Genomic DNA, 26870 nt, shown 5'->3' with positions numbered 1-26870 from the left:
GATTTAGACATAAATCCCTACAGCGTTTGTAGGGATTTTTATATAAGAAGATTTAGTTAAGAGAGTTATTAAATTGTAGAAAGTATTTTGGTTAAGAATAAATGTAATCAATATCATTTATGCAGGAGGTATAGAAGTATGACATTAAAACATTTGTATGAGTTTTCTAAAAATGTCGGGAATACACCTCTCATTAAATTAGAATGCGAAGAAACGAAGAACCTTTCTATCTATGCTAAATGTGAATGGCATAACCCTACAGGATCAATTAAGGGTAGGGCAGCACTTGGAATGATTAATAAATATTTACAAGAAGCGGACGAAAAACAAAATATTTTATTCTACGGAAAATTGTTACCATCAAAAAACTGTACATGTTAAACATACAGTTTTTTGATGGTGTAGCTGTGCGATGTTTAGAAATTTCACATACCGTACTTTCAAAATAAATATAGGAAAACCAAAAAGTAATGTAGAATATATCGTACATACATATATACAGTCAACATAAAAGATAAAGAGGTGGGTATATGCTACTTGAGGAAGTAATGCGGCAACTAGAGGGATATGGAACAGAACAAAATCGAAAAACGTATAAAAACCACGGAGCGAAAGAGCCGTTATTTGGAGTTAGTTTTGCGAATTTAAAATTGTTAAAAAAGAAGATAAAAAAAGATCACGATTTAGCAGTTGGATTGTGGGAAACGAACAATATGGACGCAATGACATTAGCAACTTATATTTTAGATCCGAAAAAAATAGCGACAGAACAGCTTAATAGTTGGATTCAGAATGTTGATTATTACTGTTTAATGGATGTTCTTATGAAATCTATATGTACTTCGCCAATTGCAATAGAAAGAATGGAAGAGTGGACAAAGTCTAATGATGAATGGATTGGAAGAGCTGGCTGGTCTTTATTAGCAAATATAGCGATTAAAAATAAAACGTTACATGATGATTTCTTCTCTCCGTACTTAGAAGAGATTAAAGAAAATATACATAATGAAAAAAATAGAAAAAAAGAAGCGATGAATAGTGCTTTAATCACAATAGGAATTCGCAATGAAGACTTAGAGCGACAAGCGATTGAAATTGCACGTGAAATTGGAAAAGTAGAGGTTGATCACGGTGCAACGTCATGTAAAACACCAGATGCAGAAAGCTATATAAAAAAAGCGAGAGAAAGAGCTGAAAAAAGAAAGTGAAATAAGAAAAGAGGAACAGTTATGAAACCAATTGAAGCAGCACAAAACATAATTACATCACAATTTCCGAATTGTGATGTAGCTTTACTCGGCGGAAGCGTTGCACGAGGAGAAGCGACAAAAACATCTGACCTTGATATTGTAATAGTTGACCAAAGTTTAACTTCTTGCTATAGAGAATCTTTCTATAGTAATGGATGGCCTGTTGAGGTGTTTGTTCATAATTTTGAAACATATAAAACCTTTTTCAAAATGGATTGTGATCGAGGGAGACCGTCGTTACCACAATTAGTTTCAGAAGGGATTGCATTAAAAGGGGAAAAGGAAATTATTGAGAAATTAAAAAAAGAAGCGAATGATTTACTACATAAAGGACCAGCTAAATGGTCCGAAGAAACGATTAAGCAGAAGCGATATTTTATTACAGATACTTTAGATGACTTTATTGGTGCAACAAAAAGAGAAGAAGAATTGTTTATCGCTAATTTATTAGCGGATTTAGTACATGAATATGTATTAAGAGTAAATGGTAAGTGGCTTGGGAGTTCAAAATGGTTTATTAGAGTGCTAAGAAGATATGATGAGCAATATGCAAACAAATTTGTAGCCGCTTTTGATCATTTTTATAAAACGGGAGAGAAAAATGAATTAATTCATTTTATAGAAAAGACGTTAGAACAGTATGGTGGAAGAGTGTTCGAAGGATTTTCTATTGGTAAATAAAAAGGGGCGAGAAAAATGAATGTACCATATGTTCAATTAAGAGAATTGACACTAGATGATGTAGAAGATCGCTATCAATGGTCATTAGATAGAGATGTAATAAAGCATTTAGTCGTACCAGATCGATATCCTCCATTCACTCGTGGAGATACGAGAAACTGGATTGAAGCTTGTATAAGCCGAAAAAATGGTTATGAACAAAGGGCAATCGTTACTGAGGCAGGTATACATATTGGATGGGTAGACCTTAAAAATTTTGATAAAACAAATAAAAATGCTGAACTAGGAATTGCGATTGGAAATAAAGACTATTGGGGTAAAGGATTTGGAATGGCAGCTCTAAACAGCATGTTACAAATAGGTTTTTCTCAGTTTGAATTGGAGAAAATTTGGTTACGTGTAGATGAAGATAATACAAAAGCTAAAAAGAGTTATGAAAGTGCCGGATTTGTATGCGAAGGGTTAATGAGAAATGATCGATTGAGACAGGGGAAGTTCATTCATCGCAATCGTTACAGTATATTAAAAGAAGAGTATGAATCAAAAAGTAGCCTATAAAAATATTATGTAAATTAAAAAGGGGAAGATAAAATGATTCGATTACTTACAAAAGCGGATGCAAAACAATATTGGGAGTTACGTTTACAAGCATTACAAGTAAATCCAGAAGCATTTATAACGACTTATGAAGAAGCAGTACGTCAAGAAAATCCTCTTGAACGAGTTGCTAGTAATCTTTCATCCAATAGTAGTTTTACATTTGGTGCTTTTAATAATGAAAATTGTTTAGTTGGGGTAGTTACTTTATTAACAGAAGAAAAAGACGCATATAAGCATAAAGGACATATCGTTGCAATGTATGTAGATACTGAAAATCGAAGAAGTGGTCTTGCACGTGATTTAATACGTAAAGCAATTGAAAGGGCAAAAGAGATGAAGCTAGAGCAATTGAATTTAGGGGTTGTGTCAACGAACGAACCAGCCAAACGATTATATGAATCAATGGGATTTAAAACATACGGAATTGAAAAAAGGGCTATAAAAATGAATGGTGTGTATAGTGATGATGAACATATGGTGTTGTTCTTTTAAGAGAGGAAGTTTTGTATGAAAGATCTCTATTTAGAAAGAAATATGGACCCTCAAGTAGCGATTTTGTATGCGACGGTTGCTGATACGTTTAATAGATTGCAAAGGTTAGTCGAAGGTACTGAAGAGAACGAACTATCCTATAAAGGGTCTGAAAATAATGAAAATAGTATTGGGCAGTTACTTCAGCATTTAGCAGTTGTTGATTTACATTGGGTGTATCGTTTCAAGGGAGAAGATGTTCCGCCAGCATTTGAAAATAAATATGGTCCTATGTTAAATGAAGTAGGAGAATTACCAAGTTTAAGAAAAAACACATTGCAAGAGTTAATGCAAGATTATGAAGCAGTGCAAAAATTGTTTTATGAAGAATGTATGAAACTAACAGAAACTGATTTAACGCGGGAAGTTTTGTATGAAAAAGGGGAAACTGCGACAATAAGATGGGGAATATGGCATATAGCAGATCATAATCGGTATCATCAAGCCCATATAAGTCGATTGAAGAAATTATACAGAGAATATAAACTACAGATTCTTTAATTTTTGAACGAACGCCCCTAAATAATAATTAAAGGAGACGTTTGTTTTTATTCGTTCGCTTTTCTTCCCAAGCTATCATTAAATTTTTATGATAATCTTTTGGTTTCTCAATAGAAAACCAGTAAATTGAATGTGCAATAGTTGGTAGCCATCTTTTATAGCGGATGCGTATATTTTCATGGTGAGTATAGTGGGGCGAGATTAAAGTAGATTTTGACCCTTGAAAATTTTGATATGTAATGGCCTCGATTTCATACCAATGCACTTTATTCCCATGTAAATCTACTACAATTCCTTCATCATCCCAAAGTGAAATGTAAGTTTGAATGTAGATTTTTCATCGCGTATACTAAAATATATGTCATAGAGATAAAAAATTAAATACAAGGGGTTTTACAATGAAAGCAATTGTTATAGGGATATTGGCATCCTTTTTCTTTGCCTTTACTTTTGTTTTAAACAGGGCAATGGACTTAGAAGGTGGAAGCTGGATTTGGAGTGCATCATTACGGTATTATTTTATGGTTCCAATGCTATTACTTATTGTTATGTATAGAGGGAACTTAAAGCAACTCTTTCAATATATGAAAAACAATCCGAAAGAATGGTTAGTGTGGAGTATCGTTGGATTTGGTCTCTTTTATGCACCACTTAGTTTTGCTGGAGCGTTCGGACCAGGTTGGCTTGTTGCATCAACATGGCAAATTACAATCGTTGCAGGGATTTTGTTAACACCATTTTTTGCGGTGGATCCACTACATAAAAAACTTCCGATGAAGGAATTAGTTATGTCGGGCATTATTTTATTCGGTGTTGTTCTCATGCAAGTAGAACATGCTTCTTCATTAGGTATTCGTGAAACCGTTTTATGTGTAGTTCCTGTACTTATTGCAGCATTTGCGTATCCTCTTGGAAATAGAAAAATGATGCAAGTTTGTAAAGGGGAATTAGATGTATTTCAGCGAGTACTCGGTATGACTTTATCAAGCTTACCATTTTGGTTTTTATTATCTGGTTACCAAGTATCAACTGGCGGATTACCGTCAAGTAGCCAAGTTCTTCAATGTTTTATTGTAGCAGTTAGCTCTGGGTTAATCGCGACAGTATTATTTTTCTTTGCAACAGATCTTGTGAAAGATGATCCGCAAAAATTAGCAACAGTGGAAGCGACGCAGTCTGGTGAAGTTTTATTTGCGCTAGTAGGAGAGCTGATCTGGTTATCTGCACCAATTCCGTCATCATTATCTTGGATTGGTATGAGTCTCGTTATTATTGGAATGATACTTCATAGTTATGTGGCTGTCGTTGTAAAAAAAGAAGAAAAAATAACGGCGTAATGAGATTAGCTCTTTTTATTAAGAGCTAGTCTTTTTTCATAGAAAGGGATGAAAGTATGAATATACATCGCGTTGAACAAATTGAAAAAGATTCAATATTAAATGTGCTACAATATGCCGTCGGTCGAAATGAAATAAGCTTAAAGAAGGCAATAATATTTTATCAAAGTAATAAAGGGACTTTGTACAAATATGAAGAAAAAGCTTGTCTAGGTATTGAAATAATCGGAGAAACTAAAGCACGAATATGTCATATAGCAGTGGCTCCAGATTATCGTCAAAAAGGAATTGCACTACAAATGATTAAAGAGATTATAAGAGTATACCAATTGACTTATATAGAAGCGGAGACAGACGATGGGGCGGTAGAATTTTATAAAAGAATTGGTTTTCAAGTTAAAAGTTTAGGAGAAAAATATCCAGGGATAGAAAGATTTCATTGTTACATGGAAAAATAGCATGAAAATATATAATTGTACATATTGAATATAGTTTGAAAAAAATAATAATTTCATTATATAATATAGGTATCTGGAAAAATATAGATAAAAGAAGATGGGTGTATAACACGTGAGAATGGAGAAAAGTAAGTTTATAAAAATAGCTACTTCAATAGGGGTGTCATCTTTTTTATTAACAGGTTGTGGTGATTATGAAGAAGAAACTGCTCAGCAAGAAAGTACAGCTGTTAAAACAGATGGTGCAAAACAAAGAAATGAACAAGAAACATTAAATTGTGATGATAAAGCCCCAACCAATGAAAATGTAGAGACAGATGAGTTATGCAAGGAAAATAATCCGTCATTTTCATCTTATCATGAAAACTCTCATTTACCGATACTTCCATTTGTAGCAGGATATTTATTAGCGAGTAGAACTTCAAATATGAATTATACAGCAAAACCAAATTTAATGAAGAAACCGTATGCAAATAATGTTATTCCATATCGTGAAAAAGATGAGCGTAGAACAGGTGGCGGTAGTAGCGGTGGTTATTCTGGTGGTTCTAACGGTAATAATAATATTTCCAATAAAGTAGATTTAAATAAACAGCAGCCAAATCCATCCAATAAAGTAACACCAGATACAAATACGCCAACACCGAAAGTAAACTCTGGTTCAAGTGGAATTGGAAACGCAAAAGCGCCAGTAGGATCCTAAAACGAAAGGGTAATGGAGTAATGTATACAGAACGAGAGCAAGAAGAGTATATGAAAGTATGGTTTTCACTTGCAGAAGAGGCTAGTAGGAATGGTTTCACTTGGCCTAGTCTGTTAGAGAATGAAGAATGGAATCAATATATGGCAACAGGGATGTATCGCATGCCAGCAAAAACTTATACTGCTATCTCAAAAGCGACAGAAGAAATCATGTATGTGTTATATAGAACGTATCAATATATTGTAAATACGACAAAAGATTTTCAAAAACTTGGATTCCCAGCTGAAGCGTGGGAAATGGCGAGAATGAAACATAATGGTTTATTTTCATATTTTACAAGGTTTGATTTTATCGTAAATGGTGACGATATAAAATTAATAGAAGTAAATTGTGATACGCCAACAGGCTATTTAGAACCGTCTGTCGCAAATGAAGTGTTATGCCGTTATCATGATGTAAATCACCCAAACCATATAGAAGAGCATATTGTGCAGGCATGGGAACAAATTAAACATGACTATCATATAGGCCCTGAAGAGACGATATATTTTACTAGTTATGATTGGCACGATGAAGATAGTCAAACGGTTCAGTTTTTAAGAACGTATTGCTTAAATCAGTCAACGGACTATGTAGGAATACAAGACATTGTCGTTGCGGAAGATGGTATATATACGCCAAGTGGAGAAAAAATAAAATATTTATATAGACTGTATCCAATAGAGTATTTAGTAACGGACGTTGATAAGAATGGAAAAAGGATTGGTTTACAATTTTTAGATCATATTGCGCAAGAAAGAGTGAAAATTATTAATCCGCCAGCCGCGTTTGTTATGCAAAACAAAAGTGTACTCGCACTAATTTGGAAGCTTTATGAAGAAAGTGTTTTCTTTACAGAAGAAGAGCAAGACATTATTTATAAATACTTTCTACCAACATATTTTTCAAATAAGCGATTTCTAGAAAGACATGAATCATACGTTTCAAAACCTGTATTTGGTCGTGAAGGTGGCGGAGTATCTATATACGAAAATGATGAATTATTAGCTGAAGATAAAACAGAGTATTACTTTGAACAAAGGAAGATATACCAGCAATACATAGAAATGCCTGACTGTACCATTGACACATGGGATGGTCCATATACTGGTAAACTATTAATTGGCTCTCACTGTATAAGTGGAAGAGCAGCAGGCTTATTTTTACGTGTAGGTGAGAAAATAACGGGAAACTTATCAATGTTTACTGGGGTTACAATTGAAGGATAAAGTAAACAAAGAGCTCATCATTTGTGATGAGCTCTTTCGTCTATGTATAAAACAGCTTTTTATGGTGGGGATGTAAAATCTTCACTTTCTTTTTGTGTTTTAAATCTGAATATCATAATTCAAATATTTTTTGTGTAATAATATTACTATTTTTTATAGATGTGAAAAATGATTAAGTTAAAAATTAAGAAAAATATGATAATATATTTATATAAAAGTTTAAATTTACGTAGCTAGTGGGGGAACCAATATGAAAATGAATGAAATAGTAGCAAGTACACAATTTCCAAATACAATCGAAACAATAACAAAAGATTTAAAAGCATTAGGAGTCGAAAAAGGAATGACAATTATCGTTCATTCATCACTAAGTTCTATCGGGTGGATATCTGGTGGTGCGGTTGCTGTAGTAGAAGCATTAATGAAAGTTGTTACGGAAGAAGGAACGATAATAATGCCAACGCAATCTTCGGATTTGTCCGATCCGAAACATTGGTCAAGACCACCTGTACCGGAAGACTGGTGGCAAATTATCCGAGATAACGTCCCAGCATTTGATTCACGTATAACCCCAACAAGGGGAATGGGTGAAATAGTTGAATGTTTTCGTACATATCCGAATGTAGTACGTAGTAATCATCCGTTAGGAAGTTTTGCTGCATGGGGGAAACATGCAGTAGAAATAACAATGAACCATTCGTTATCAATGAGCTTTGGAGAAGAATCTCCATTAAGAAAAATATATGATTTAGACGGGTACGTATTATTAATTGGTGTTGGATATGATTCTAATACGTCTGTTCATTTATCCGAGGTGCGTTCTGGTGCATGTGAGTTAATACAAGTAGGAGCACCTATTATAGAAAATGGTGAAAGAGTATGGAAAGAGTTTTTTGAAATGGATTACGAATCTGAGAAGTTTGTAGAAATTGGTGTGGAGTTTGAGCGAAAAGGAACTGTAAAAAATGGGAAGATAGGGAATGCAACGTGTCGTCTAATGAAACAACGTGATATAGTTGACTTTGGAACAGAATGGTTTCGTAAGAAAAATTAGTAAGGGATGGTTACAATGAAGGGGAAAAAGGTATTAATTACGAGCGGTGGTTGTCTAGAAAAATGGGATCAAGTACGCGGGCATACGAATATGGCCAAAGGTACAATCGGAAGGATAATCGCAGAAGAACTTCTAGCTAAAGGGGCACATGTTATATATTTACACGGTTATTTTGCGGAGAAACCGAGTGATGTACATAGAGGGTTAGAATTACATCCATTTGAAGGAATCGTTGATTTACAAGATAAAATGAAAAGTATCATATCACATGAAAAGATTGATGCAGTCATTATGGCAGCGGCTGGATCAGATTGGATTGTGGAGAAAATTTGTGATCAAGATGGTAATGTTCTTAATATGAACGGAAAAATTTCAAGTGATATAGCACCGATTATTCACTTTCAAAAGGCTCCAAAAGTATTAAAACAAATAAAAGAATGGGACCCAGAAACAGTACTTGTTGGTTTTAAACTTGAAAGTGATTTAAATGAAGAAGAACTGTTTGAAAGAGCAAAAAATAGAATGAAAGAAGCAAGGGCGAATGTAATGATTGCGAATTCACCACATTCTTTATATTCGCGCGGAGCTGTGCATTATGTAATTGGACAGGATGGTAAAGGGAAGTTGTGTAATGGGAAAGATGAAACAGCGAAAGAAATTGTCAAAAGCTTAGAGTTATTATGTAATCGTGTCACTGCTTTTTAAAATTAAGTTTTTAGATGAGAATGAATCCGCATAGTAATAAGTAAGCAAAACTTTAATTGGTGGGAATTTTACTTTTACACGAATGTGAAGCGTATACCAATCAAGAGCTATACACAGAATAATTGGTGAGGAGTGGATTCTATGGAACATTTATTAAAGCAAGCTATTAAACTTAGAAACGAAAAGAAATATGCGCAGTCTAAAGAGATGCTTATAGGATTAACAAACTTTACAAAGGATGCAGAAGTACTGTATCAGTGTGCGTGGATACATGATGTAATGGGGCTAGAAACAGAAGCAGTTCCGTATTATGAGCAGGCAATCGCAAATGGACTTGATGGCGAATCGCTTTGCGGTGCTTATATTGGTTTAGGAAGTACATATCGTTGTATAGGTGAATATGAAAAGGCAATTACAGTATTAGAAGCTGGGGTGAAAAAATTCCCAGAGAACGCTCCGATGAAAGTATTTTTATCATTAGCAAAATATAACGTAAACGATCACGAATCAGCGATGAAATTATTACTTGAAACTGTCGTGAAAGTAGAGGAAGTAAAAGAATTTGAACGTGCCATTTCATTTTATAAAGACCATTTAAATGAGGTTTTTAAATAAAGGAGTGAACGTATGAAGGCTACACTATCACGAAGGCGAAAAGGTATTTGGATTGGACTCGTCTCTTTAATTATGCTATCAAACTATTTATTGTATGCCCTTCCAATTGTACCAGTTGCGCCGAAAGAAGTTGTGCTTGGGTCATTATTAGATTGCATGTTTGTCATTCCAATCATCACGTATTTCTTCATTATTCGAAAAAGATACTCGTTAACGTATATAGTTCCTGTTGTAATAGCTGGTTATATTTTTGCAAGATTTATTATTCCAAGTGACTATTTACAAGCTTTTTCATTCATCTCTTATATTATTGTTGCGGCTGAAATTGCATTTGTAGGTCTAGAATTATTCCTTCTCTATAAAATTGTTAGAGTGCTTCCTAAAATAATAAAAAAATATAAAGAATATAGAAGAGAAAATTATTCCTTTTCTTATGCAATTGATGCAGCGTTTGACGCTACTATGAAAAGAAGTAAGTTAGTAGATGTCATTCTAACAGAGTGTAAGTTAATCTATTATGCGTTTTTATCGTGGCGTGAAAAAGTACCAACAGGTAAATCTGTATACTCATATCATAAAAAGACTGGTGCTATAGGTGTGTATATCATGATTATTCATGCAACAATAATTGAAAGCATTGGTTTTCATTATTTACTACATCAGTGGAATCCAGTAATAGCATGGATTTTACTTATTTTAAATGTATACGCGATGATTTATTTTATAGCTGAAATACAAGCGATGCGCAAAAATCCCCTTGTCGTAACAGAAGAACAAGTAATCATTCAAATCGGATTAGGAAAGAAAATTGTTATGCCATTTACACAAATTGATAGTATTGCGTTCTACAAGGGGGAATTGCTAACGGCAAAAGAAGGGAAACAGGTATTGGATGCAACTGTTATGGAGTTCATAAAAGAACCTGCTACTTTTGAAATAACATTAAAAGAGCCAGTGAAAGCGCAGTTGTTATACGGCTTTTCTAAAAGAGTAAGTCGTGTTTACTTGAATGTTGATGAAGAACGAAAATTTTATGATGCGGTTAAGGAAAAGTTAAAACATGAGTAATAGTGCTGTTAGTTACATAATAAAAACTCTTTCTAAATAAGAAGGAGTTTTTATTATGTACTTGTATAAATCATTATATAAAAAACTATACACTTCTTTATCGCTATATAAATGGATATAATTGAGGATAGAACTAGCATAAGGGGAAACAAAATAATGAATAAGTTACTTACATCGAAAATTGAAATTATAGAAAGAAAAATCCAGTATAACTCAACAATAGTAGATCACAATTGCTTATTACTTGAAAAGCAATCACAAAGTATCGTTTTATTTCACGAGGTGCAGTATTCATTTACAATGACTGCAAATGATACTAAGTTAACAATCCCAAAAGGAAGTTATACAATCGCATATTACTGGAAAGATCGTCCATACAATTTATACGTATGGAGAGATATAAAAGGAAAGTATTTAGGTTCCTATTTTAATATCGTAAAAAACACACAAATAAAAGATGAAGTGGTTTCCTTTGAAGATTTAATCATCGATATTATGGTACTTCCAAATGGAGAATACTTCATATTGGATGAAGATGAATTACCAGAACCATTAGGGAATTTCGAAGGTGGTTATGTGAGGAAAGCTCTTTATGGATTAAAAGAAATCATTCAAAAAGAGCTGCCACCAATAGTTTTGGAGACAGCCAGGGTGCAGAGGAAATAAAATTTAATTACATAAATATTTTGAATGGGAATGAGTAGTCTCAAGTTATACGATCTAACTTTTTTAATAAATCTAAGGTTAGTAGCATATTTCTTGAAATTACTCTTTTTTTGTAGAAATTTCGTCGCTTAGTTATTAAATCCCATCAACTGCATTTAGCGTGTGAGTTTTCTTATTGGTTACAGTAGATTAAAGATCAGAAAAAATAGTAAGTAAATGATATTGTTCAAATAAACAACAGTAAAAATGTTCAAACGAATCATATGTATGTTTTGACAAAACCTAGTTGACTTATCGGAAATATTTGTATAATATGTACTTAATTCCATAACGTATTGCCGATTGGAGAAACCAAAGGCATTTTATCTGTTGATAAAATGCCTTTGGTTTTTTTATTGCACAAATACTGAATCTGTTCATTTATATGAATCATTTTAAGGAGGGGAAGAAATGACTGTTTCAATTGATGGGGTATCAAAATATTTTTTGAAACAAACTGGTACGGTTCAAGTGCTAGAGAATATTAATTTTCAATTAGAGAAAGGGGATTTTGTTACAGTAATTGGTCCGAGTGGGTGCGGAAAAAGTACATTACTAAAAATTGTTGCAGGTCTAGATAATGATTTTGAAGGTGAAGTTGTTATTGACGGGGAGCCTATCTTAAAAACGAGCAAGAAACAAGGTTTTATTTTTCAAGAACATAGGCTTTTTCCATGGTTAACAGTTGAAGAAAATATAGCGGCAGATTTGTCGTTAAAAGATAAGTATGTGAAAGATAAGGTGAGAGAATGGGTTGAAATCGTTCGGTTAGATGGCTTTGAAAAATCGTATCCGAAAGAAATTTCAGGCGGGATGTCACAACGTGTTGCGATAGCGAGAGCGTTATTAAGAGATCCAAATGTATTATTACTTGATGAACCTTTTGGAGCGCTGGATGCTTTTACTCGAAGTCATTTACAAGAAGTATTGCTAAATATTTGGGAGCATAAGAAAACAACAATGATATTCGTTACACATGATATAGACGAAGCGATATATCTTTCAAACCGAATCATCATTATGAGTGCAAAACCAGGGAAAATACATAAAGTGATTGAAAATAATTTGCCTTATCCGCGGAATAAAACTTCTCAATCGTTCCAACAACTTCGAACGAAAGTATTACAGCAGTTTGAATATGGAGGGTTGATTCAAACAAGTATATAGGAAAAGGGGGATTTTATATGTATAAAAAATTAAAAATTCTTTCTTTTGTTTTAGCTATATCAGTATGTTTATTAGGATGTGAAAAAAGTACAGCAAGTAGTAAGAAAGAAGATGTAACAATACAAATTGGTATACAGCAAGGATTAAGCCCGCTATTACTAGCAAAGAAAAAGGGGTGGTTTGAAGAGGAGTTTAAAAAAGAAGGAGTTAAAGTGAAATGGACAGAGTTCCAAAGTGGACCTCCTTATTTTGAAGCAATCGCATCAAACCGATTAGACTTTGGTGAAGTAGGGAATTCTCCAGTCATTTCAGCGCAAGCAGCAGGTATTGGATTTACCGAAATCGCCAATACAAGTTATGCGAGAAAAGGAACTGGAATTCTCGTTCAAAAAGATAGCAAAATTGCGAGTGTAAAAGAGTTAAAAGGTAAAAAAATTGCAGTAGCAAAAGGAAGTAGTGCTTTTAATTTATTGTATCGAGCACTTGATAAAGAAGGGATTGATTCAAAAGATGTAAATGTCATTCAATTACAACCAGATGAAGCGCAGCCTGCATTCGAATCAGGATCAGTAGATGCATGGGCGATTTGGGACCCTTTCATATCATTACATACGTTAAATAAAGGTGCGAAGGTGATTGCAGACGGTGAAACATTAAATGTCTCTTCACCAGAATTTTTAATTACGAGAACAAAATTTGCGAAAGAACATCCAGAATTAGTTGAGAAATTCCTCAAAGTTTATGAGAAAGCACGTGTATGGCAAGATGCTAACTTAGATGAAGCAATAAAAGTATATACTTCTGTAAAAAAGATAGATGCGAAGATCGTAAAAGAAGTGTTTAATCACGACAAACCAATTTTAGTTCCAGTAACGAAGGAAATAATAGCAGAACAACAAAAGACAGCGGATTTTCAATATAAGCTCGGTTCTATAAAGAAAGAAATTAAGACGGAAAAAGTTGTAGATAATTCTTTCGTAGAAAAAGCATTGAAAGCGAAGTGAAAAGAGGTTTTGTAAAGTGGGAAATACGAAAGCTGTTATTAAACCAGCGAGTATAACGATTGAGAAAAACAACGTCAAGAAGATGCGAAAGTTAAATGTAAAAGTTTTAGTAAGGGCGATTACTATACCGGTTATTATATTAATAATTTGGCAGTTAGCTGGTGTATTCGGTCTTGTTTCTAAAACAGTTTTACCAACACCATTAGATATTTTTCTAGCTTTCCAAGAGCTTATTAAAACAGGAGAGTTATTCGGCCATTTAAGTATTAGTGTATTTAGGGCTGCGGCTGGTTTCTTTATTGGTGGGGGCTTAGGAATCATTTTAGGAACGATTGTTGGATTTTCAACGAGAAGTGAGCAATATTTAGATCCATCTGTGCAAATGTTAAGAACTGTACCTCATTTAGCTGTTGCACCGCTTTTCGTATTATGGTTCGGTTTTGGTGAAACATCGAAAGTGTTATTAATTGCAGATGGTGCATTTTTTCCTTTATACGTAAACGCATTTTTAGGTATTAGAGGTGTGGATTCAAAGTTATTTGATGTTGCGAGAGTGTTAGAGTTTAGTAAAAGAAAATTAATCACGAAACTAATTTTACCAGCTGCATTGCCTAACCTTTTACTAGGAGCAAGGTTATCGTTAGGTGTTGCATGGGTGAGTTTAGTAGTAGCAGAACTTATGGGGTCTACAGAAGGTATTGGCTATATGATTATGGATGCAAGGCAATTTTCAAATACAGATATTGTATTTGTCGGCATAATTATATTTGCATTTGTTGGGAAGTTTTCTGACTCTCTAGTACGTTTACTAGAAGTGAAGTTTTTAAGATGGCGAGATAACTTTAAAGGTGAGACAGGGAATTAACATATAAATTATTAGGGGTAATTTATATAGAATGTGTTAGTATACGATTCAAAATAAATAAGGGGTGTGTAAAGGTATGGAATTATTATGGTTTATTCCGGCTTATGGAGATGGTCGATATTTAGGAACGACAAAACGAGGAAGAGCAGCTGAATATGGTTATTATAAGCAAGTTGCTGCGGCAGCTGATTATTTAGGATATACGGGTGTTTTACTTCCAACTGGTCAAGGATGTGAAGACCCTTGGGTGTTAGCTTCAGCTCTTGCTGCTGAAACAGAAAAACTAAAATTTTTAGTAGCAGTGAGACCAGGACTAATGTCCCCTACAGTTGCAGCGAGGATGGCATCTACATTTGATAGAATTTCACATGGGAGGCTGCTTATTAATGTAGTAGCTGGAGGAGATCCAGTTGAACTACAAGGAGATGGATTATATCTTGATCATGATGAAAGATATGAAGCAGCGGATGAATTTTTAAAAGTTTGGAAATCGACATTGCAAGGTGAAACGATCTCTTTAGAAGGAAAACATATTAAAGTTACAGATAGTAAAGTTGTCTTCTCACCAGTTCAAACACCATATCCTCCTATATATTTTGGAGGATCGTCAGCTGCTGGAAAAGAAGTAGCAGCTGAACATAGTGATGTATATTTAACGTGGGGAGAGCCGCCAGAGCAAGTGAAAGAGAAAATAGAAGAAGTAAGAAAACTTGCAGAAGAGAAGGGGCGTACAGTGCGATTTGGCATTAGATTACACGTAATTGTAAGAGAAACAGAAGAAGAAGCATGGGAAGAGGCAGAACGTTTAATTCAATATGTGGATAATGAAACAATTGGGCTTGCTCAAAAGACATTTGCAAGATATGATTCGGTTGGTCAAAAACGGATGACCCATTTAAATAAAGGTACGAGAGAGTCGTTAGAGATAAGCCCTAATTTATGGGCTGGAATCGGACTTGTAAGAGGTGGGGCAGGTACTGCACTTGTAGGCGATCCGCATACAGTAGCAGAAAGGATAAAAGAATATGAATTGTTAGGAATTGATACGTTTGTTTTATCAGGATATCCGCATTTAGAAGAAGCGTATGAAGTGGCAGAATTGTTATTCCCATTATTGAAAGACGAGAAGAAAGAAGAAAATAAAATTGTTGGTGAAATGATTGCTGATGCATATGCATTAAAAAAATAGTGAGAAATAAAGTTTCACCTATTTATTGCTTCATTTTGTTTACTGCCTGTTAATACGGTATAAAAAAACCGCAAGTTATTCGCTTGCGGGTTTTCATCGTAAATTATTAGAAAATATGGTAAAATTAAAGGGTAACTTAAGGTGCGGTTGGTTGTTCAATTATCACTTCTCCAAGTAGGAGGGGGGTGATAATTCGTGAGTGAAATAGCGTTGCTATTGCAGGGTGGACTGTTTCTCGTTGCATTGTTAACGTTCGTCGTCGTTTTAATAGACAAGCTCAAAAAATAACAACCCACCTATGCCTATAGAATGTGGGTTGTTTTGTTTGTAAGAAACAAATAGGATAAATGAACAATCCAATCTGCTAAGTTACGTGGACTAGTGTGTAGCCGCACACTAGTCTTTTTTATTTATATACAATTTATAATTGGTTTATGTGATTGTATTGTTCTTTTCATACTCATTATAACACAGTGTCTTTTCATCAAGAAAGGAGACCGTACGTTCTGGTTCCTATTATATAGTAGGTGCTTTTTCTTTAAACAGACCATCCATATACTGTTTTAAACTTTGGACATAAAATTTCTGTGTATTCACATTATTTACACCGACAATGGGTGATGGAAGGTCAAATCTTTTTTCTGATAAATGAACGACAACATCAAAGATGTCAAACAAACGAATGAAGCAAAACAGACCGTCTTTATCGCTAAGTAAAATAAAGTAATGATTTTCACTACTTGTATTTAGCGTATTCCATAAAGAACTTTTGCTTAAATCACGTACAATGCTTTTTTCTTTTAGTTCCACGAAATCTGCATTTGAGAGAATGGTAGAGATATCAATCGCATCTTGATTTTCAAAGTAGCCATCAACTGTTTGTACAGCGAATGTATAAGCCATTTTTAATATACTCATTTTATATTTACGGTTATCCAATAGCAATTCACGTTGAATAGAACTCGCTACTTTCGTTACACGTTCCTCTTTCCAAATTTCATTATGTAAGGAAATATCGTGCTTTTTACATAGTTTCATAATTAATGCATTAGAATAAAGAATTTCGTCGCTTACTTCGACAACATCAGTCTCAGCAGCCGCAAGTTCTTCACCGTGCTCATTCGTATAGAGTGGGGAATCAATTTGTCTTTTCATTTGTTCAATCTTAAATTGACTCAATTTATGCCTAATTAAAGGACGATCAATATTTGTTGTCATTTGTTCATGACAAGTATCACAAATTGAGTTTGTGAAATAATATCCACATAATATTTCTGGAATGACATATTGTTCACTAAGTTCTTTCGTATCTTTTCTGCAAATGATGCATTGTGTCATTTTTATCACCTTTACCTGCAAATTTGTATGTAATCTCATTGTAGTGTATTTATTGGTATTTTGGAATATTGTAAAGGAAAATATTATGTGAAATTCATACTTATTTTGGTACAATGAAGAAAAGTGCTAGTTTAAAGGAGGCCATTTTTTTGAAATCAAAAGTGCACTTTTGGACATTAGAAGTGCTAATGGTTGTAGGAATCATATTTATTTGCACAAAAATATCATTTTTATTTCAACCGATTGGTATCTTCATATCAACATTATTTTTCCCAATCTTAATCGCGCTTTTTTTATACTTCATATTTAATCCTGTATTAATCTTTTTGGAGAATAAAAAAGTACCTAGAAATTTAGCGATATTGCTGTTATATCTTTTTATCATAACATTAACTGCGGTTGGCGTTGGAGTAGTTGTTCCTACGATTTCACAACAGCTAATGGACTTGGTTAAAAATATGCCAGGCTACATAAAAGAGGGAAAAGTATACATACAAGAATTATCACATCATAGGTTGTTTGAATGGTTATCTACACAAAACTACGTTTCCATTGAAACAATTGAAAAAAATGCGATTGAATACTTAAAAGATATACCAAATACAATTACGTCGAGTGCAACGGCTTTATTTGGTATTATCACGAACGTTGCATTAGTTGTATTTACTGTACCGTTCATTTTATTTTACATGTTTAAAGATGGACATGCCTTTCCAGGGAAAGCGGTAAGTTTATTACCAGAGTCTTACCGTGAAGAGGGGCTTCGTATCATTAAGGAAACGAACGAAACATTATCTGCATATATTCAAGGGCAAGCGCTCGTTTGTATATTTGTAGGTGCGTTTACTTTTATCGGTTATTTAATTATCGATTTACCGTACGCTTTCGTTTTAGGGATTATCGCAGCATTTACAAACATCATTCCTAACTTAGGCCCATTTATCGGAGCAGCACCAGCTGTTATTGTAGGACTGTTCGTATCTCCGATGCAAGCCTTATACGTAATTATTATCGTAACAATTGTACAACAGTTTGAAAGTAATATTATTTCACCACGTATTATGAGCTCGAAATTAAACATCCACCCATTAACAATTATTATCCTAATTTTAGGGGTAGGTAACTTTGCTGGAATCATCGGAATGATTTTAGCAGTACCAGTTTATGCAGTAACAAAAACAGTTGTTTCGAACTTAGTGAGATTGTTTAAGACGAAGAGAAGTAATCGGAAATAGTAAAACCTGAGAAAGATACACCTCTTTTTAAGTGGTGTATCTTTTGTTTATAAAAAAATAATTAAAAGCGGGTTGATTTGATTTTATTATATATTTTTTATACATCAAATTCAGCGATGAACTTGTGTGATATAAGCTCTATAAAACTATGTGGAATCCCTCTGAACTATCCAAATCATTTCCTTACAGCGTGCTATCATCATCATAATCGACTCCTTTCAATTCTATATAGTTAAACGATTAAAGGTGAGTGTAGTACTTGCTTCTACGATCTCGAATTTCATCAATAACTTGTTTATATTGTCTTTCTTGTTTTAATTCATTTTGAGATATTGTTTCTTTTTGAATCGTAATGGTTAAAAAGAATAGGTGAAACTTCATATGTGAATTCCTCCTTTCGAATTGGAATTACAGATGACTACAGTAATGACTTTGTCTTTCTTTTACAGAATCCATAGCCTGATTAATTTGTCGTTCATGAAGCATTTCAGACTCAGAAAATTTATTTTTTTGAATGGTAATGGTTAAAAAGAATACTTTAAATTTCATAAAATAATTGCCCCTTTATAAGTGATTTAGAAAAAACGAGTGTAATAAGAAATTACAGGTGACTACAGTAATGACTTTGTCTTTCTTTTACAGAATCCATAGCCTGATTAATTTGTCGCTCATGAAGCATTTCAGACTCGGAAAATTTATTTTTTTGAATGGTAATGGTTAAAAAGAATACTTTAAATTTCATAAAATAATTGCCCCTTTATAAGTGTTTTAGAAAAGACGAGTGTAATAAGAAGATTGGCGTTCTTTTACTTCGTCCATAATATTTTGGATGTGTTGCTCACGTAAAATCTCTTTCTGTGAAAGTTTACGTTTTTGAATGGTGATTGTTAAAAAGAATGCTTTAAATTTCATGAATATATTACCCCTTTAAAATATATTTTTAATACATTTGAGTGTAGTATGAACTTTTAATGTCAGTTATTTTATCAGTTAGTTGTTTTAACTGTTGTTTACGATTAATTTCAGTTTCAGATAAAGTATTTTTTTGAAGTACAGTCGTAAAAAAGAAAATATGAAAAGTCATAAATGAATTCCTCCTTTCGAAAAGGAATTACAGGTAATCACAGTAAAGTGCTTGGCGCTCCTTAACATCATTCATAGCTTTTTCAATTTGCTCATTATGAAGAATTTCATCTTTGGAAATTGTATTTCTTTGAATCGTAATACTTAAAAACAATACGCTAATAGTCATTGAATGTTGCTCCTTTCTTAGAAAAATAATGTAAGAGACTAAAAAATCGCGCAAAAAAACCACAGGAAGATACAGTTCTCCTATGGCTGGGCGTGAAAAAGCCACAGGAAAGTATACGACCTCCTGTGGCGAATTTATGAATTAAATGAAATAAAGTACGATTTTCAATTCTCCATTAGGGTGGTCGAATTCATATTTAATTGTCCAGAAACCACAGGTGCAGTTAACGCTAAAGTTAATGCATGTAATTGTAATTTCATCATTTCCTTCGACCTCCTTTTAGAATATTTTTCTTACGTTAGTAATTATATACAATTAATGGATAATTGTAAACGGAAAAATTGAAAATTTTTAATTTTGATTAAAATGCGTATGTTTTAAAGGGTTTTGAGAAGATGTATTGTAATTAACGAAATATCGATAAAAATGGGGGATGCTAAATGAAATATATGCATCGTAATGTAGTTGTTATGCTAACAATTTTTTTATTTATTACTGCTTGTTCTAGCGGAGAAAGAATAAAAGAAATATGTGATGTGAAACCTAGTGACTTTAAGAAATATGCTGGAACATATGTTGGTAATAACTCAGATGTGGTTGCAATTGTTAATCATTTAACCGGTGGTGGAACAGTTCAAAGTATAAGTTTAGAAAATGAAAATATAAAAGTGAACTATGGCGCAAAAGAAAGTGGGGCTCTTACAGAAGAAATGATTGAGACGTATTGGTTTGATGAGAAGGATACGATGAAGAAGAATTTTTTCTTTAATGCTATATATTTAGTAATTTTAGTGCCAAATGCAAAAAGTTATGAGTTTCAGGTAGAGAATAAAAACTTTAAGATAACGAGGGAAGAAATGTTATCAATTTTGCATAGTATATTCGATGATTTTCCAAAAGAAAAAGATATATGGGATAAAAATAAAGTTATAAAGTTCTTTAACGGCAATGAAGAAAAAATTAAAATGCTTGTGGAAGATAAAGATTTTCGGAAATCTTTATTTGCTAAATATCCAGTGAGCCAGTTGAAATAATGGAGGGGAGAAGATGGAGTTAGTATACAAAATTTCTTATCATAGAATGCAGGATCATTATTTACCTAAGTTAGTACAGGCAATTAGGCTCGTTAGTGAAGAAGATTTGTGGAAACAAGAGACTTCTGTTAATTCAATTGGTGGAATCGTACTACATATTTGTGAACATTTACAGAGAAATACAAGGCGTTATAAGGATCCCAATATAGTTTTTGAAAATGGAATTGAAGAATATTTTCCAATAAAACATTTAAGCTCCGAAACTTTGTTAAAAACTGTTGAAGAAATATTTGATGAGTGGGGAAAAGTATATATACAAGTATGGGAAGAAAAAAGGCATATTGAACTTCATAGTTTATTACATTTAGTGGAGCATACAAGTTATCATTTAGGGCAAATAGTAGATCGTACAAAGTCAATAAAGGGACAACAATTTAACTTTTGTCAAAATGGTATAAATGAAAAGAATTTGAGAACAAGAGTTGAAACTTCGAAATTTTAGAAAGAGAGTCATTCTTAAACGAATGATTCTCTTTTTTTGTAAAAGAAATTTATGGAAAAAAACATTTTTATGTGATATGGTTAATTACACAAGTAATGAACCTATGAACCTAAGGTGGTGAAAGTGTGAAACCTACTCTGGAGCAAAATAAATTAATATACTTACAAATTGCAGAAACGATTGAATCTGATATTTTAAAAGACATATTGCTTGAAGAAGAACAAGTTCCATCGACAAATCAATTTGCGAAGATGTTACAAATAAATCCGGCTACTGCAGCTAAAGGGGTAAATGTATTAGTGGATGAGGGGATTTTATATAAAAAGAGAGGGATCGGAATGTTTGTTGCAAAGGGAGCGAAAGAAGTCGTACTAAAAAAAAGACAAAATACTTTTATGACTGAATATTTACCTAAAGTGTGGGAAGAAGCGAAAGTACTAGAAATATCAAAAAATGAATTGATGGATATGATTCAAAAGATTACGAAGGAGGGGAAAGAGGGATGATTGCACTTGAAACGAAAGATGTAACGAAAAAATATAAAAAGAAAATAGCTGTAAATGAAGTAACGATTTCATTGGAAGAGCATAAAATATATGGTTTGCTTGGAAGGAACGGAGCAGGGAAAACGACACTATTAAATTTACTTGCAGGTCAAATTACTTCAAGTAGTGGAAGTGTATCAATATTTGGTGAAAATGTATTTGAAAATAGTAAAGCAATGCAAAATATTTGTTTTGTTAGAGTTAAAGAAGCTGCATATTTAAATGATAAAGTAAAAAATATTTTTAATTTATGTAACATGTTTTATAAAAACTGGGATCAAGAGTTTGCTGAAGAACTTGCTAGGAGATTTCAACTTAATTTGAAAGACAAATACCATAAATTATCACATGGAATGCAAACTGTAGTAGGAATTATTCAAGGATTAGCAAGTAGGGCGCCGATTACAATTTTTGATGAACCGACTACCGGTTTAGACGCAGCACATCGAGAGCTGTTTTATAGTTTACTATTAGAAGATTATGGTGAGCATCCAAGAACAATTATATTATCAACTCATTTAGTAGAAGAAGTAACCCATGTTATCGAAGATGTAATCATCATAAAAGAAGGTGCACTTGTTGTTCAATCATCAGTGGAAGATTTATTACGACAAGGTCATATTATTTCAGGGAAAAAAGATAAAGTAGGTAAGTTTTCAATTAATAAAAAAGTTATAAATCGAGAAGTTTATGGAAATAAGGGGATTTCTGTTATATGGGAAGAACTTTCTAATGAAGATTATTACTCTCTTGAAAAAGAAGGGTTATCAATTGATAGAATTACATTACAAAAACTATTTATTCATATAACTGGTGGTGAAATAAAATGACGATGTTAATGAAGCAGTTGAAGTTACATATAAAATATCAGTATAAAGCCATTCTTATCTTTTGGACTGTGGCATTACTTATAAAAGGGACAATGACTGCAACTGATTTAAAGGGAATAAAGGTAGCATTTTTACATGATATTTTCAATAATTCATCAATTGTAATCGTAATGTTTATTGTGATAAGCGTGTTTCTTATTCAACTTGATATTTTTCCTACAGTCGTCTCGTTTGGTGTCACTAGGTTGCAATTTTTGATTGGTTCAATATGTTTTAATTTATTGCAATCAGCATTGTTTTCATGTCTTCAAGCTTTGTTTTTACAGGATACATTTTATAAAACAGAACATGTAAATTTAGGAGCATCTGCAATTGAACAATTCTTTGTACAATTCATATTTTATAGTACATTAGCTTGTTTATTCCAATCAACAACTATTGTTCAGAAAAGATTTAATTGGTTCGGATTGGCCTTTAGTATAATAGTTTTATTCGGATTGGCGAGTACAATGTATGCAGGGATAGGTATAAAAGAGTTGGTGTTTATTAATAGTAAAATGTTACTAGAAATACCTAATTTCATATTAGTTTCGATAGTTCTTATTTGCATATATATTGTAATTAGCGCTCTATTTATTCGTAAGGTTTCGTTTGAAGATACAATTTAAATACAATTATTTTAGGGGAGAAGGAAGAGTAAATGGGAGATACTTCTTCATTAATAACCGTTTTTTTATGCATTGCACTACTAATATTTTGGCGTCGTTATCGCTCCATGTATAAGCCAATAAAGGGATCGGGAAAACGTATTTTATGGCCATTACTATTTTTAACACCAGGTATTGTATGGATTTTAGGTCCCGTACATCCAGCTGTACTACAAGTGGCTATAGCAGCATTTATTGGGATTCTTTTCTCTGTACCACTTATAGCACTAACAAATTATGAGCGAAGAGATGATGGGAATATTTATACGAAAAAAAGTGCAGCTTTTTTAATTACTTTTATTGCACTTGTCGTTTTAAGATATGGTTCAAGACAATTTATCGTTGATTTAGATCAACAAACGATTGGTTTATTATTTTACGTTGTTGCTGTCTCGTATATTATTCCATGGAGAATTGCTTGTTATATAAAGTTTAGGAAAGTTTGGCGGGAAAATAATAATCATGCTATATGAAAACTTCTCATTTGAGAAGTTTTTTTATTTTTATAGGTAAGCAAAACAAGTTGTTGAAGGGCAGGCTGTCATAGAATATGATACATATTATAATGAGGAAAAGTTGAGGGGATAAAAATGCGTACAATTTTACTTTTTCTAAACAACATGTCCATCGATAAAATAGAGAACATTAGACATAAACATGATCCTTTATTTGGATTAATTCCACCGCATATAACAATCGTATTCCCGTTTAAGAGTAATATTTCAAATGATGAATTAAAATCTCATATTTTTAATGTATCAAAAGGGGGAGGCAAAATTGAAATTGAGTTTGCAAATCGTATCACTAGCGTAGGAAACTATTTGTTTTTAGAAGTTGATAGAGGAAGAAAACAAATAGAAGAACTACATGATAGCCTGTATACAGGACCTTTATTACAATTTTTGAAAGAAGACATTCCGTACATCCCACATGTAACAGTCGGAAGAAAAGAAAGTGCCGAATTAGCTGCTGAAGTAGTGAAGGAGATTCCTAGTTTTCATGGGAAGTTAAATTGTGTGATTGATAGAATAAGCGTGGAGCGAATTGGAGAGAATGGGGAATCAATTATTGAATTTGAAGTGCCATTTTTTAAAAGCTGACAAAAGTCAGCTTTTTATTTCGTAGCATGAAGTAATGCACCAATTGCACCGCTATTACCACCATCTTGTAAAAAGATTGGTGTTTTATTTTGATATTCGGTGTAGCTACTCATAATATGTTGAAGTTGTACGTTATTACATAAAGTCGAACCAATATAAATAATATGTTCAATGTTTTTTGTTTCAGCGAATTGAAGGCTTAATGCAGTAACGACTTCACCGACAAGTCCTTGTATAGTAGCAAGTATGTCTGAGCTATTATATTTCGATTCTGAAATAGCGGCTTTACCAAAATTGCTAGCAGTTAAGCTATTATCAATAGGTGAGAGAATACCACTATAAATATCTCCAACCGTAATATCTAGTTCTTTTCTAGATCCTACTTTTGTTAGAGGGATTACATCTTCAAAATGATCTATATTTGTTAACAATTTTGAAAGTCCCATAATAGTCCCACCGCCAACTCCGGTTCCACCAGCGCGAATATATTGTTCATTATAAACATAATGGATAGAAGTACCTGTACCGATATTGGTTAAAATAAAATTGTTTATAGTGTGTTTTTCTTCTTTTAATATGTATTGGACACCTGCAAGAGTAGATTCAAATTCGTTTAGCTCTATTATTTTATATGAAGCTGTAAGCAGATGCTGTAATAGTTTCGATTTACCACCCGTAATACATATTTGTTTTATGCCATTGTTGTTTTTAATCCAATCTATTATTTTATGTTGTTCATGCGAATAAAATTTTTCAAAAGTTAATAGCTTTTTTTCGTTAAAATAAGCTATTTTCGTTAATGTGCCTCCAGCATCGATACCGATAGTACGTTCCATTTTCCTGCTCCTAACTACGTAATATGTTTTCCTATTTACTTAATTGGTTGAGAATAGATATTTCCAACTGATATAAGGAACACTTTAATCTGCTTGATATATTAATAGTTTTTCTATAGTTACAATAGGCTGGTCGTTTACAGTTGCAATACCTTTACCAAGAATAAAACCTCGGCGATTGCGCGTTAGCTCATAATGTAAATCAAGTTTATCACCGGGATATGCTTTTCCGTGGAATTCAACTCCATCTAAAGAGGAGAGGAATCCTAGTCCTTCAGAATCACTTGTATGTACAAATGCACTAAGCTGGGCAAGTGATTCTACAATTAACATATGAGGCATATGTTTTTGACTATCATTTATAAACCATTCGTTATTTGTAATGAGTTTATATCCTGTAACGGATTCACCTTGTTTTACATTTGTTACTTTATCAATCATTAAAAATGGATAACGATGGGGAAGCGTGTCTTTAATATGCATATGAAAGTACCTCCAATTAATAATACCCCTGCTAAAGTTAAGCAGGGGAGTGGGAACTAATTTTTAACTAATTCATCTACTTTTTCAAGGACGAAAATGCCGCTATTTCTAATATTTTCAACAACTTGTTGCAAAACTTCTTTATCTTGAACGAGTGCAATACGTACGAAGCCTTCTCCATGAGGTCCAAATGCATGACCAGGTGTAACAACGACATTCGCACGATCCATTAATGCATAAGCGAAGTCTAGAGAAGTCCATCCTTGTGGAATTTCAGCCCAGACAAACATACTACCAGCTGGCTTATCGACATTCCAGCCAAATGTTCGGAATCCATCGACTAAAGTATCTCTCCGTTCTTGATAAATATCGCGGTTTTTCTCACAAAATGCAGCGCCATTTCTTAGTGCTGCAGATGCCGCTTTTTGAATTGGTAAAAATACACCGTAATCGGTATTAGATTTAAATTGAGTAAGTGCACGAATAATTTCTTCGTTTCCAATCATATATCCAATACGGCTACCTGCTAAACTATAACTTTTTGACAAAGAATTGATTTCTACACCAACTTCTTTAGCACCAGGTACAGAGAGGAAGCTAATTGGCTTATTACCATCGAAATAAAATTCAGCATAAGCAAAATCATGGACAACGATAATATTATGCTTTTTCGCGAATGCGATTACTTCTTTAAAGAAATCTTCATGAGCTATTGCTGGAACGGGATTCCCTGGGAAGTTTAAAATCATCATCTTCGCTTGATCGGCAATTTCTTCAGGGATGACTTCTAAGTCTGGTAAGAAATCATTCTCTTTCGTTAAAGGCATGTAGTAAGATGTTGCACCAGCCATTTGAATACCTGTTTCATAAGCTGTATATCCTGGATCAGGAACTAATATAATATCACCTGGATTTGCATAAACCATAGGTAAATGAACGAGCCCGTCTTGTGAACCCATTAATAATAAAACTTCTTTATCCGCATTTAATAAAACGTTATGAGTGTTGTTGTAATATTCAGTTACAGCTTCGTGAAATTCTTGAATACCGGATAATGTATACCCGTAGCTCTCTTTTTCACTCGCTGTATGTACCATTGTTTCTCTTACAAAATCAGCGGGCGGCATATCAGGATTTCCGATGCTCAAATCAATCATGTTATGACCTGCTGCAATTTTTTCTTTTTTATAGGCTCCTAATTCACTAAATATAGAAGATTGGAATGCTTTCATTCTAGTTGCTAACGTGTAAGTCATCAAAACCCCTCCTAAAAACAGTGCTTTCATTCTGCGTTTTTAATTATTCTG

37 protein-coding genes and 1 pseudogene are annotated in these 26870 nt (G+C 33.2%); 28 read left to right on the top strand and 10 right to left on the bottom strand.

The window, feature by feature from the left end; genetic code table 11:
• Nucleotides 1–138: 138 nt before the first annotated feature.
• The 20 genes and pseudogenes from MKY21_RS14680 to MKY21_RS14585 all read left to right on the top strand — a co-directional run.
• A pseudogene (locus MKY21_RS14680) lies at nt 139–378 on the top strand (pyridoxal-phosphate dependent enzyme); the annotation flags it as partial.
• A 152-nt stretch (nt 379–530) separates the two neighbouring features.
• The gene (locus MKY21_RS14675) at nt 531–1208 is read left to right on the top strand and encodes a DNA alkylation repair protein (protein WP_341076619.1); all 678 of its coding nucleotides are present in this window, start codon (nt 531–533) and stop codon (nt 1206–1208) included.
• Between the two features lie 21 nt (nt 1209–1229).
• A complete protein-coding gene (locus MKY21_RS14670; RefSeq protein ID WP_044797273.1) occupies nt 1230–1931 on the top strand; it encodes a nucleotidyltransferase domain-containing protein in 702 nt (233 codons plus the stop codon).
• Between the two features lie 15 nt (nt 1932–1946).
• A complete protein-coding gene (locus tag MKY21_RS14665) occupies nt 1947–2489 on the top strand; it encodes a GNAT family N-acetyltransferase (RefSeq protein WP_098616664.1) in 543 nt (180 codons plus the stop codon).
• A 33-nt stretch (nt 2490–2522) separates the two neighbouring features.
• Complete coding sequence (locus MKY21_RS14660) at nt 2523–3023, top strand: GNAT family N-acetyltransferase (protein WP_074626038.1); 501 nt, start codon at nt 2523–2525, stop codon at nt 3021–3023.
• 15 nt (nt 3024–3038) lie between these two features.
• The gene (locus tag MKY21_RS14655; protein WP_044797270.1) at nt 3039–3563 is read left to right on the top strand and encodes a DinB family protein; all 525 of its coding nucleotides are present in this window, start codon (nt 3039–3041) and stop codon (nt 3561–3563) included.
• 398 nt (nt 3564–3961) lie between these two features.
• A complete protein-coding gene (locus MKY21_RS14650) occupies nt 3962–4900 on the top strand; it encodes a DMT family transporter (RefSeq protein WP_016118097.1) in 939 nt (312 codons plus the stop codon).
• A gap of 56 nt (nt 4901–4956) precedes the next feature.
• Nucleotides 4957–5358 (top strand): GNAT family N-acetyltransferase, encoded by a 402-nt coding sequence (locus tag MKY21_RS14645; RefSeq protein ID WP_044797269.1) that lies wholly within the window; start codon nt 4957–4959, stop codon nt 5356–5358.
• A gap of 112 nt (nt 5359–5470) precedes the next feature.
• A complete protein-coding gene (locus MKY21_RS14640) occupies nt 5471–6061 on the top strand; it encodes a hypothetical protein (RefSeq protein WP_044797268.1) in 591 nt (196 codons plus the stop codon).
• 20 nt (nt 6062–6081) lie between these two features.
• Nucleotides 6082–7329, top strand: a complete 1248-nt coding sequence (locus tag MKY21_RS14635; RefSeq protein WP_016118096.1) for a glutathionylspermidine synthase family protein — start codon at nt 6082–6084, stop codon at nt 7327–7329.
• A gap of 250 nt (nt 7330–7579) precedes the next feature.
• Complete coding sequence (locus MKY21_RS14630; protein ID WP_000783344.1) at nt 7580–8383, top strand: aminoglycoside N(3)-acetyltransferase; 804 nt, start codon at nt 7580–7582, stop codon at nt 8381–8383.
• A 15-nt stretch (nt 8384–8398) separates the two neighbouring features.
• Nucleotides 8399–9088, top strand: coding sequence for a phosphopantothenoylcysteine decarboxylase domain-containing protein (locus tag MKY21_RS14625; protein ID WP_000676724.1), 690 nt, complete (start codon nt 8399–8401; stop codon nt 9086–9088).
• Between the two features lie 141 nt (nt 9089–9229).
• A complete protein-coding gene (locus MKY21_RS14620; RefSeq protein WP_000400636.1) occupies nt 9230–9703 on the top strand; it encodes a tetratricopeptide repeat protein in 474 nt (157 codons plus the stop codon).
• A gap of 12 nt (nt 9704–9715) precedes the next feature.
• Nucleotides 9716–10771, top strand: a complete 1056-nt coding sequence (locus MKY21_RS14615) for a hypothetical protein (protein ID WP_086392514.1) — start codon at nt 9716–9718, stop codon at nt 10769–10771.
• Between the two features lie 156 nt (nt 10772–10927).
• Nucleotides 10928–11437 carry a DUF402 domain-containing protein gene (locus MKY21_RS14610; RefSeq protein WP_001037870.1) on the top strand — a complete coding sequence of 170 codons (510 nt, stop codon included), beginning with the start codon at nt 10928–10930 and terminating at the stop codon, nt 11435–11437.
• Nucleotides 11438–11887: 450 nt separating this feature from the next.
• Nucleotides 11888–12643 (top strand): ABC transporter ATP-binding protein, encoded by a 756-nt coding sequence (locus tag MKY21_RS14605; protein ID WP_016118093.1) that lies wholly within the window; start codon nt 11888–11890, stop codon nt 12641–12643.
• A gap of 17 nt (nt 12644–12660) precedes the next feature.
• Complete coding sequence (locus MKY21_RS14600; protein ID WP_000277092.1) at nt 12661–13647, top strand: aliphatic sulfonate ABC transporter substrate-binding protein; 987 nt, start codon at nt 12661–12663, stop codon at nt 13645–13647.
• A 16-nt stretch (nt 13648–13663) separates the two neighbouring features.
• Complete coding sequence (locus tag MKY21_RS14595) at nt 13664–14512, top strand: ABC transporter permease (RefSeq protein WP_000528518.1); 849 nt, start codon at nt 13664–13666, stop codon at nt 14510–14512.
• 76 nt (nt 14513–14588) lie between these two features.
• On the top strand, nt 14589–15701 hold the full coding sequence (gene ssuD, locus MKY21_RS14590) for an FMNH2-dependent alkanesulfonate monooxygenase (RefSeq protein ID WP_044797265.1): 1113 nt from the start codon (nt 14589–14591) through the stop codon (nt 15699–15701).
• 195 nt (nt 15702–15896) lie between these two features.
• Nucleotides 15897–15989, top strand: a complete 93-nt coding sequence (locus tag MKY21_RS14585) for a putative holin-like toxin (RefSeq protein WP_001289320.1) — start codon at nt 15897–15899, stop codon at nt 15987–15989.
• A gap of 228 nt (nt 15990–16217) precedes the next feature.
• Here MKY21_RS14585 and MKY21_RS14580 read toward each other — a convergent pair whose 3' ends face one another.
• Complete coding sequence (locus tag MKY21_RS14580; protein ID WP_000189713.1) at nt 16218–17039, bottom strand: HNH endonuclease; 822 nt, start codon at nt 17037–17039, stop codon at nt 16218–16220.
• Nucleotides 17040–17188: 149 nt separating this feature from the next.
• Here MKY21_RS14580 and MKY21_RS14575 point away from each other — a divergent pair, with 149 nt between their 5' ends.
• Nucleotides 17189–18274 carry an AI-2E family transporter gene (locus MKY21_RS14575; RefSeq protein ID WP_000837892.1) on the top strand — a complete coding sequence of 362 codons (1086 nt, stop codon included), beginning with the start codon at nt 17189–17191 and terminating at the stop codon, nt 18272–18274.
• 240 nt (nt 18275–18514) lie between these two features.
• Here the strand turns inward: MKY21_RS14575 and MKY21_RS14570 are convergent, their stop codons facing one another.
• From MKY21_RS14570 to MKY21_RS14545, 6 genes are read right to left on the bottom strand one after another with little or no spacing between them, the layout of a single operon-like run.
• The gene (locus tag MKY21_RS14570; protein WP_000668497.1) at nt 18515–18655 is read right to left on the bottom strand and encodes a YrzI family small protein; all 141 of its coding nucleotides are present in this window, start codon (nt 18653–18655) and stop codon (nt 18515–18517) included.
• 27 nt (nt 18656–18682) lie between these two features.
• A complete protein-coding gene (locus tag MKY21_RS14565) occupies nt 18683–18823 on the bottom strand; it encodes a YrzI family small protein (RefSeq protein ID WP_000669805.1) in 141 nt (46 codons plus the stop codon).
• Nucleotides 18824–18875: 52 nt separating this feature from the next.
• Entirely contained in the window at nt 18876–19016 is a 141-nt protein-coding gene (locus MKY21_RS14560; protein WP_000669805.1) for a YrzI family small protein, read from the bottom strand.
• Nucleotides 19017–19042: 26 nt separating this feature from the next.
• Nucleotides 19043–19186 (bottom strand): YrzI family small protein, encoded by a 144-nt coding sequence (locus MKY21_RS14555; protein WP_000668963.1) that lies wholly within the window; start codon nt 19184–19186, stop codon nt 19043–19045.
• Between the two features lie 28 nt (nt 19187–19214).
• The gene (locus MKY21_RS14550; RefSeq protein WP_000142729.1) at nt 19215–19358 is read right to left on the bottom strand and encodes a YrzI family small protein; all 144 of its coding nucleotides are present in this window, start codon (nt 19356–19358) and stop codon (nt 19215–19217) included.
• A 27-nt stretch (nt 19359–19385) separates the two neighbouring features.
• Complete coding sequence (locus MKY21_RS14545; protein WP_000156195.1) at nt 19386–19526, bottom strand: YrzI family small protein; 141 nt, start codon at nt 19524–19526, stop codon at nt 19386–19388.
• 440 nt (nt 19527–19966) lie between these two features.
• On the opposite strand from MKY21_RS14545, the gene MKY21_RS14540 reads away from it, so the two are divergent.
• The 7 genes from MKY21_RS14540 to MKY21_RS14510 all read left to right on the top strand — a co-directional run bounded on the left by MKY21_RS14540 (nt 19967) and on the right by MKY21_RS14510 (nt 24244).
• The gene (locus MKY21_RS14540) at nt 19967–20560 is read left to right on the top strand and encodes a DUF4825 domain-containing protein (protein ID WP_341076609.1); all 594 of its coding nucleotides are present in this window, start codon (nt 19967–19969) and stop codon (nt 20558–20560) included.
• Between the two features lie 13 nt (nt 20561–20573).
• A complete protein-coding gene (locus tag MKY21_RS14535; RefSeq protein WP_000424640.1) occupies nt 20574–21062 on the top strand; it encodes a DinB family protein in 489 nt (162 codons plus the stop codon).
• A 125-nt stretch (nt 21063–21187) separates the two neighbouring features.
• Nucleotides 21188–21568 (top strand): GntR family transcriptional regulator, encoded by a 381-nt coding sequence (locus MKY21_RS14530; RefSeq protein ID WP_000805199.1) that lies wholly within the window; start codon nt 21188–21190, stop codon nt 21566–21568.
• Complete coding sequence (locus MKY21_RS14525) at nt 21565–22437, top strand: ABC transporter ATP-binding protein (RefSeq protein ID WP_000560918.1); 873 nt, start codon at nt 21565–21567, stop codon at nt 22435–22437. The genes MKY21_RS14530 and MKY21_RS14525 overlap by 4 nt, the downstream gene beginning before the upstream one ends.
• A complete protein-coding gene (locus tag MKY21_RS14520) occupies nt 22434–23105 on the top strand; it encodes a DUF4052 family protein (protein ID WP_000178179.1) in 672 nt (223 codons plus the stop codon). The genes MKY21_RS14525 and MKY21_RS14520 overlap by 4 nt, the downstream gene beginning before the upstream one ends.
• Before the next feature lie 32 nt (nt 23106–23137).
• Nucleotides 23138–23617 (top strand): CcdC family protein, encoded by a 480-nt coding sequence (locus MKY21_RS14515; RefSeq protein ID WP_003312345.1) that lies wholly within the window; start codon nt 23138–23140, stop codon nt 23615–23617.
• 117 nt (nt 23618–23734) lie between these two features.
• Nucleotides 23735–24244, top strand: a complete 510-nt coding sequence (locus MKY21_RS14510) for a 2'-5' RNA ligase family protein (RefSeq protein ID WP_001259207.1) — start codon at nt 23735–23737, stop codon at nt 24242–24244.
• 14 nt (nt 24245–24258) lie between these two features.
• Here the strand turns inward: MKY21_RS14510 and coaW are convergent, their stop codons facing one another.
• The 3 genes from coaW to MKY21_RS14495 all read right to left on the bottom strand — a co-directional run bounded on the left by coaW (nt 24259) and on the right by MKY21_RS14495 (nt 26819).
• Nucleotides 24259–25080 (bottom strand): type II pantothenate kinase, encoded by an 822-nt coding sequence (coaW, locus tag MKY21_RS14505; protein WP_000442489.1) that lies wholly within the window; start codon nt 25078–25080, stop codon nt 24259–24261.
• Between the two features lie 84 nt (nt 25081–25164).
• Nucleotides 25165–25563, bottom strand: coding sequence for a 3-hydroxyacyl-ACP dehydratase FabZ family protein (locus MKY21_RS14500; RefSeq protein ID WP_000547659.1), 399 nt, complete (start codon nt 25561–25563; stop codon nt 25165–25167).
• A 56-nt stretch (nt 25564–25619) separates the two neighbouring features.
• Nucleotides 25620–26819: an LL-diaminopimelate aminotransferase gene (locus MKY21_RS14495; protein ID WP_044797262.1), complete on the bottom strand. Its 1200-nt coding sequence runs from the start codon at nt 26817–26819 to the stop codon at nt 25620–25622.
• Between the last annotated feature and the right edge of the window lie 51 nt (nt 26820–26870).

This window comes from Bacillus sp. FSL R9-9497 (assembly GCF_038005805.1).
Lineage (GTDB): Bacteria > Bacillota > Bacilli > Bacillales > Bacillaceae_G > Bacillus_A > Bacillus_A cereus.
This window is presented reverse-complemented; position numbering and strand designations above follow the sequence as displayed.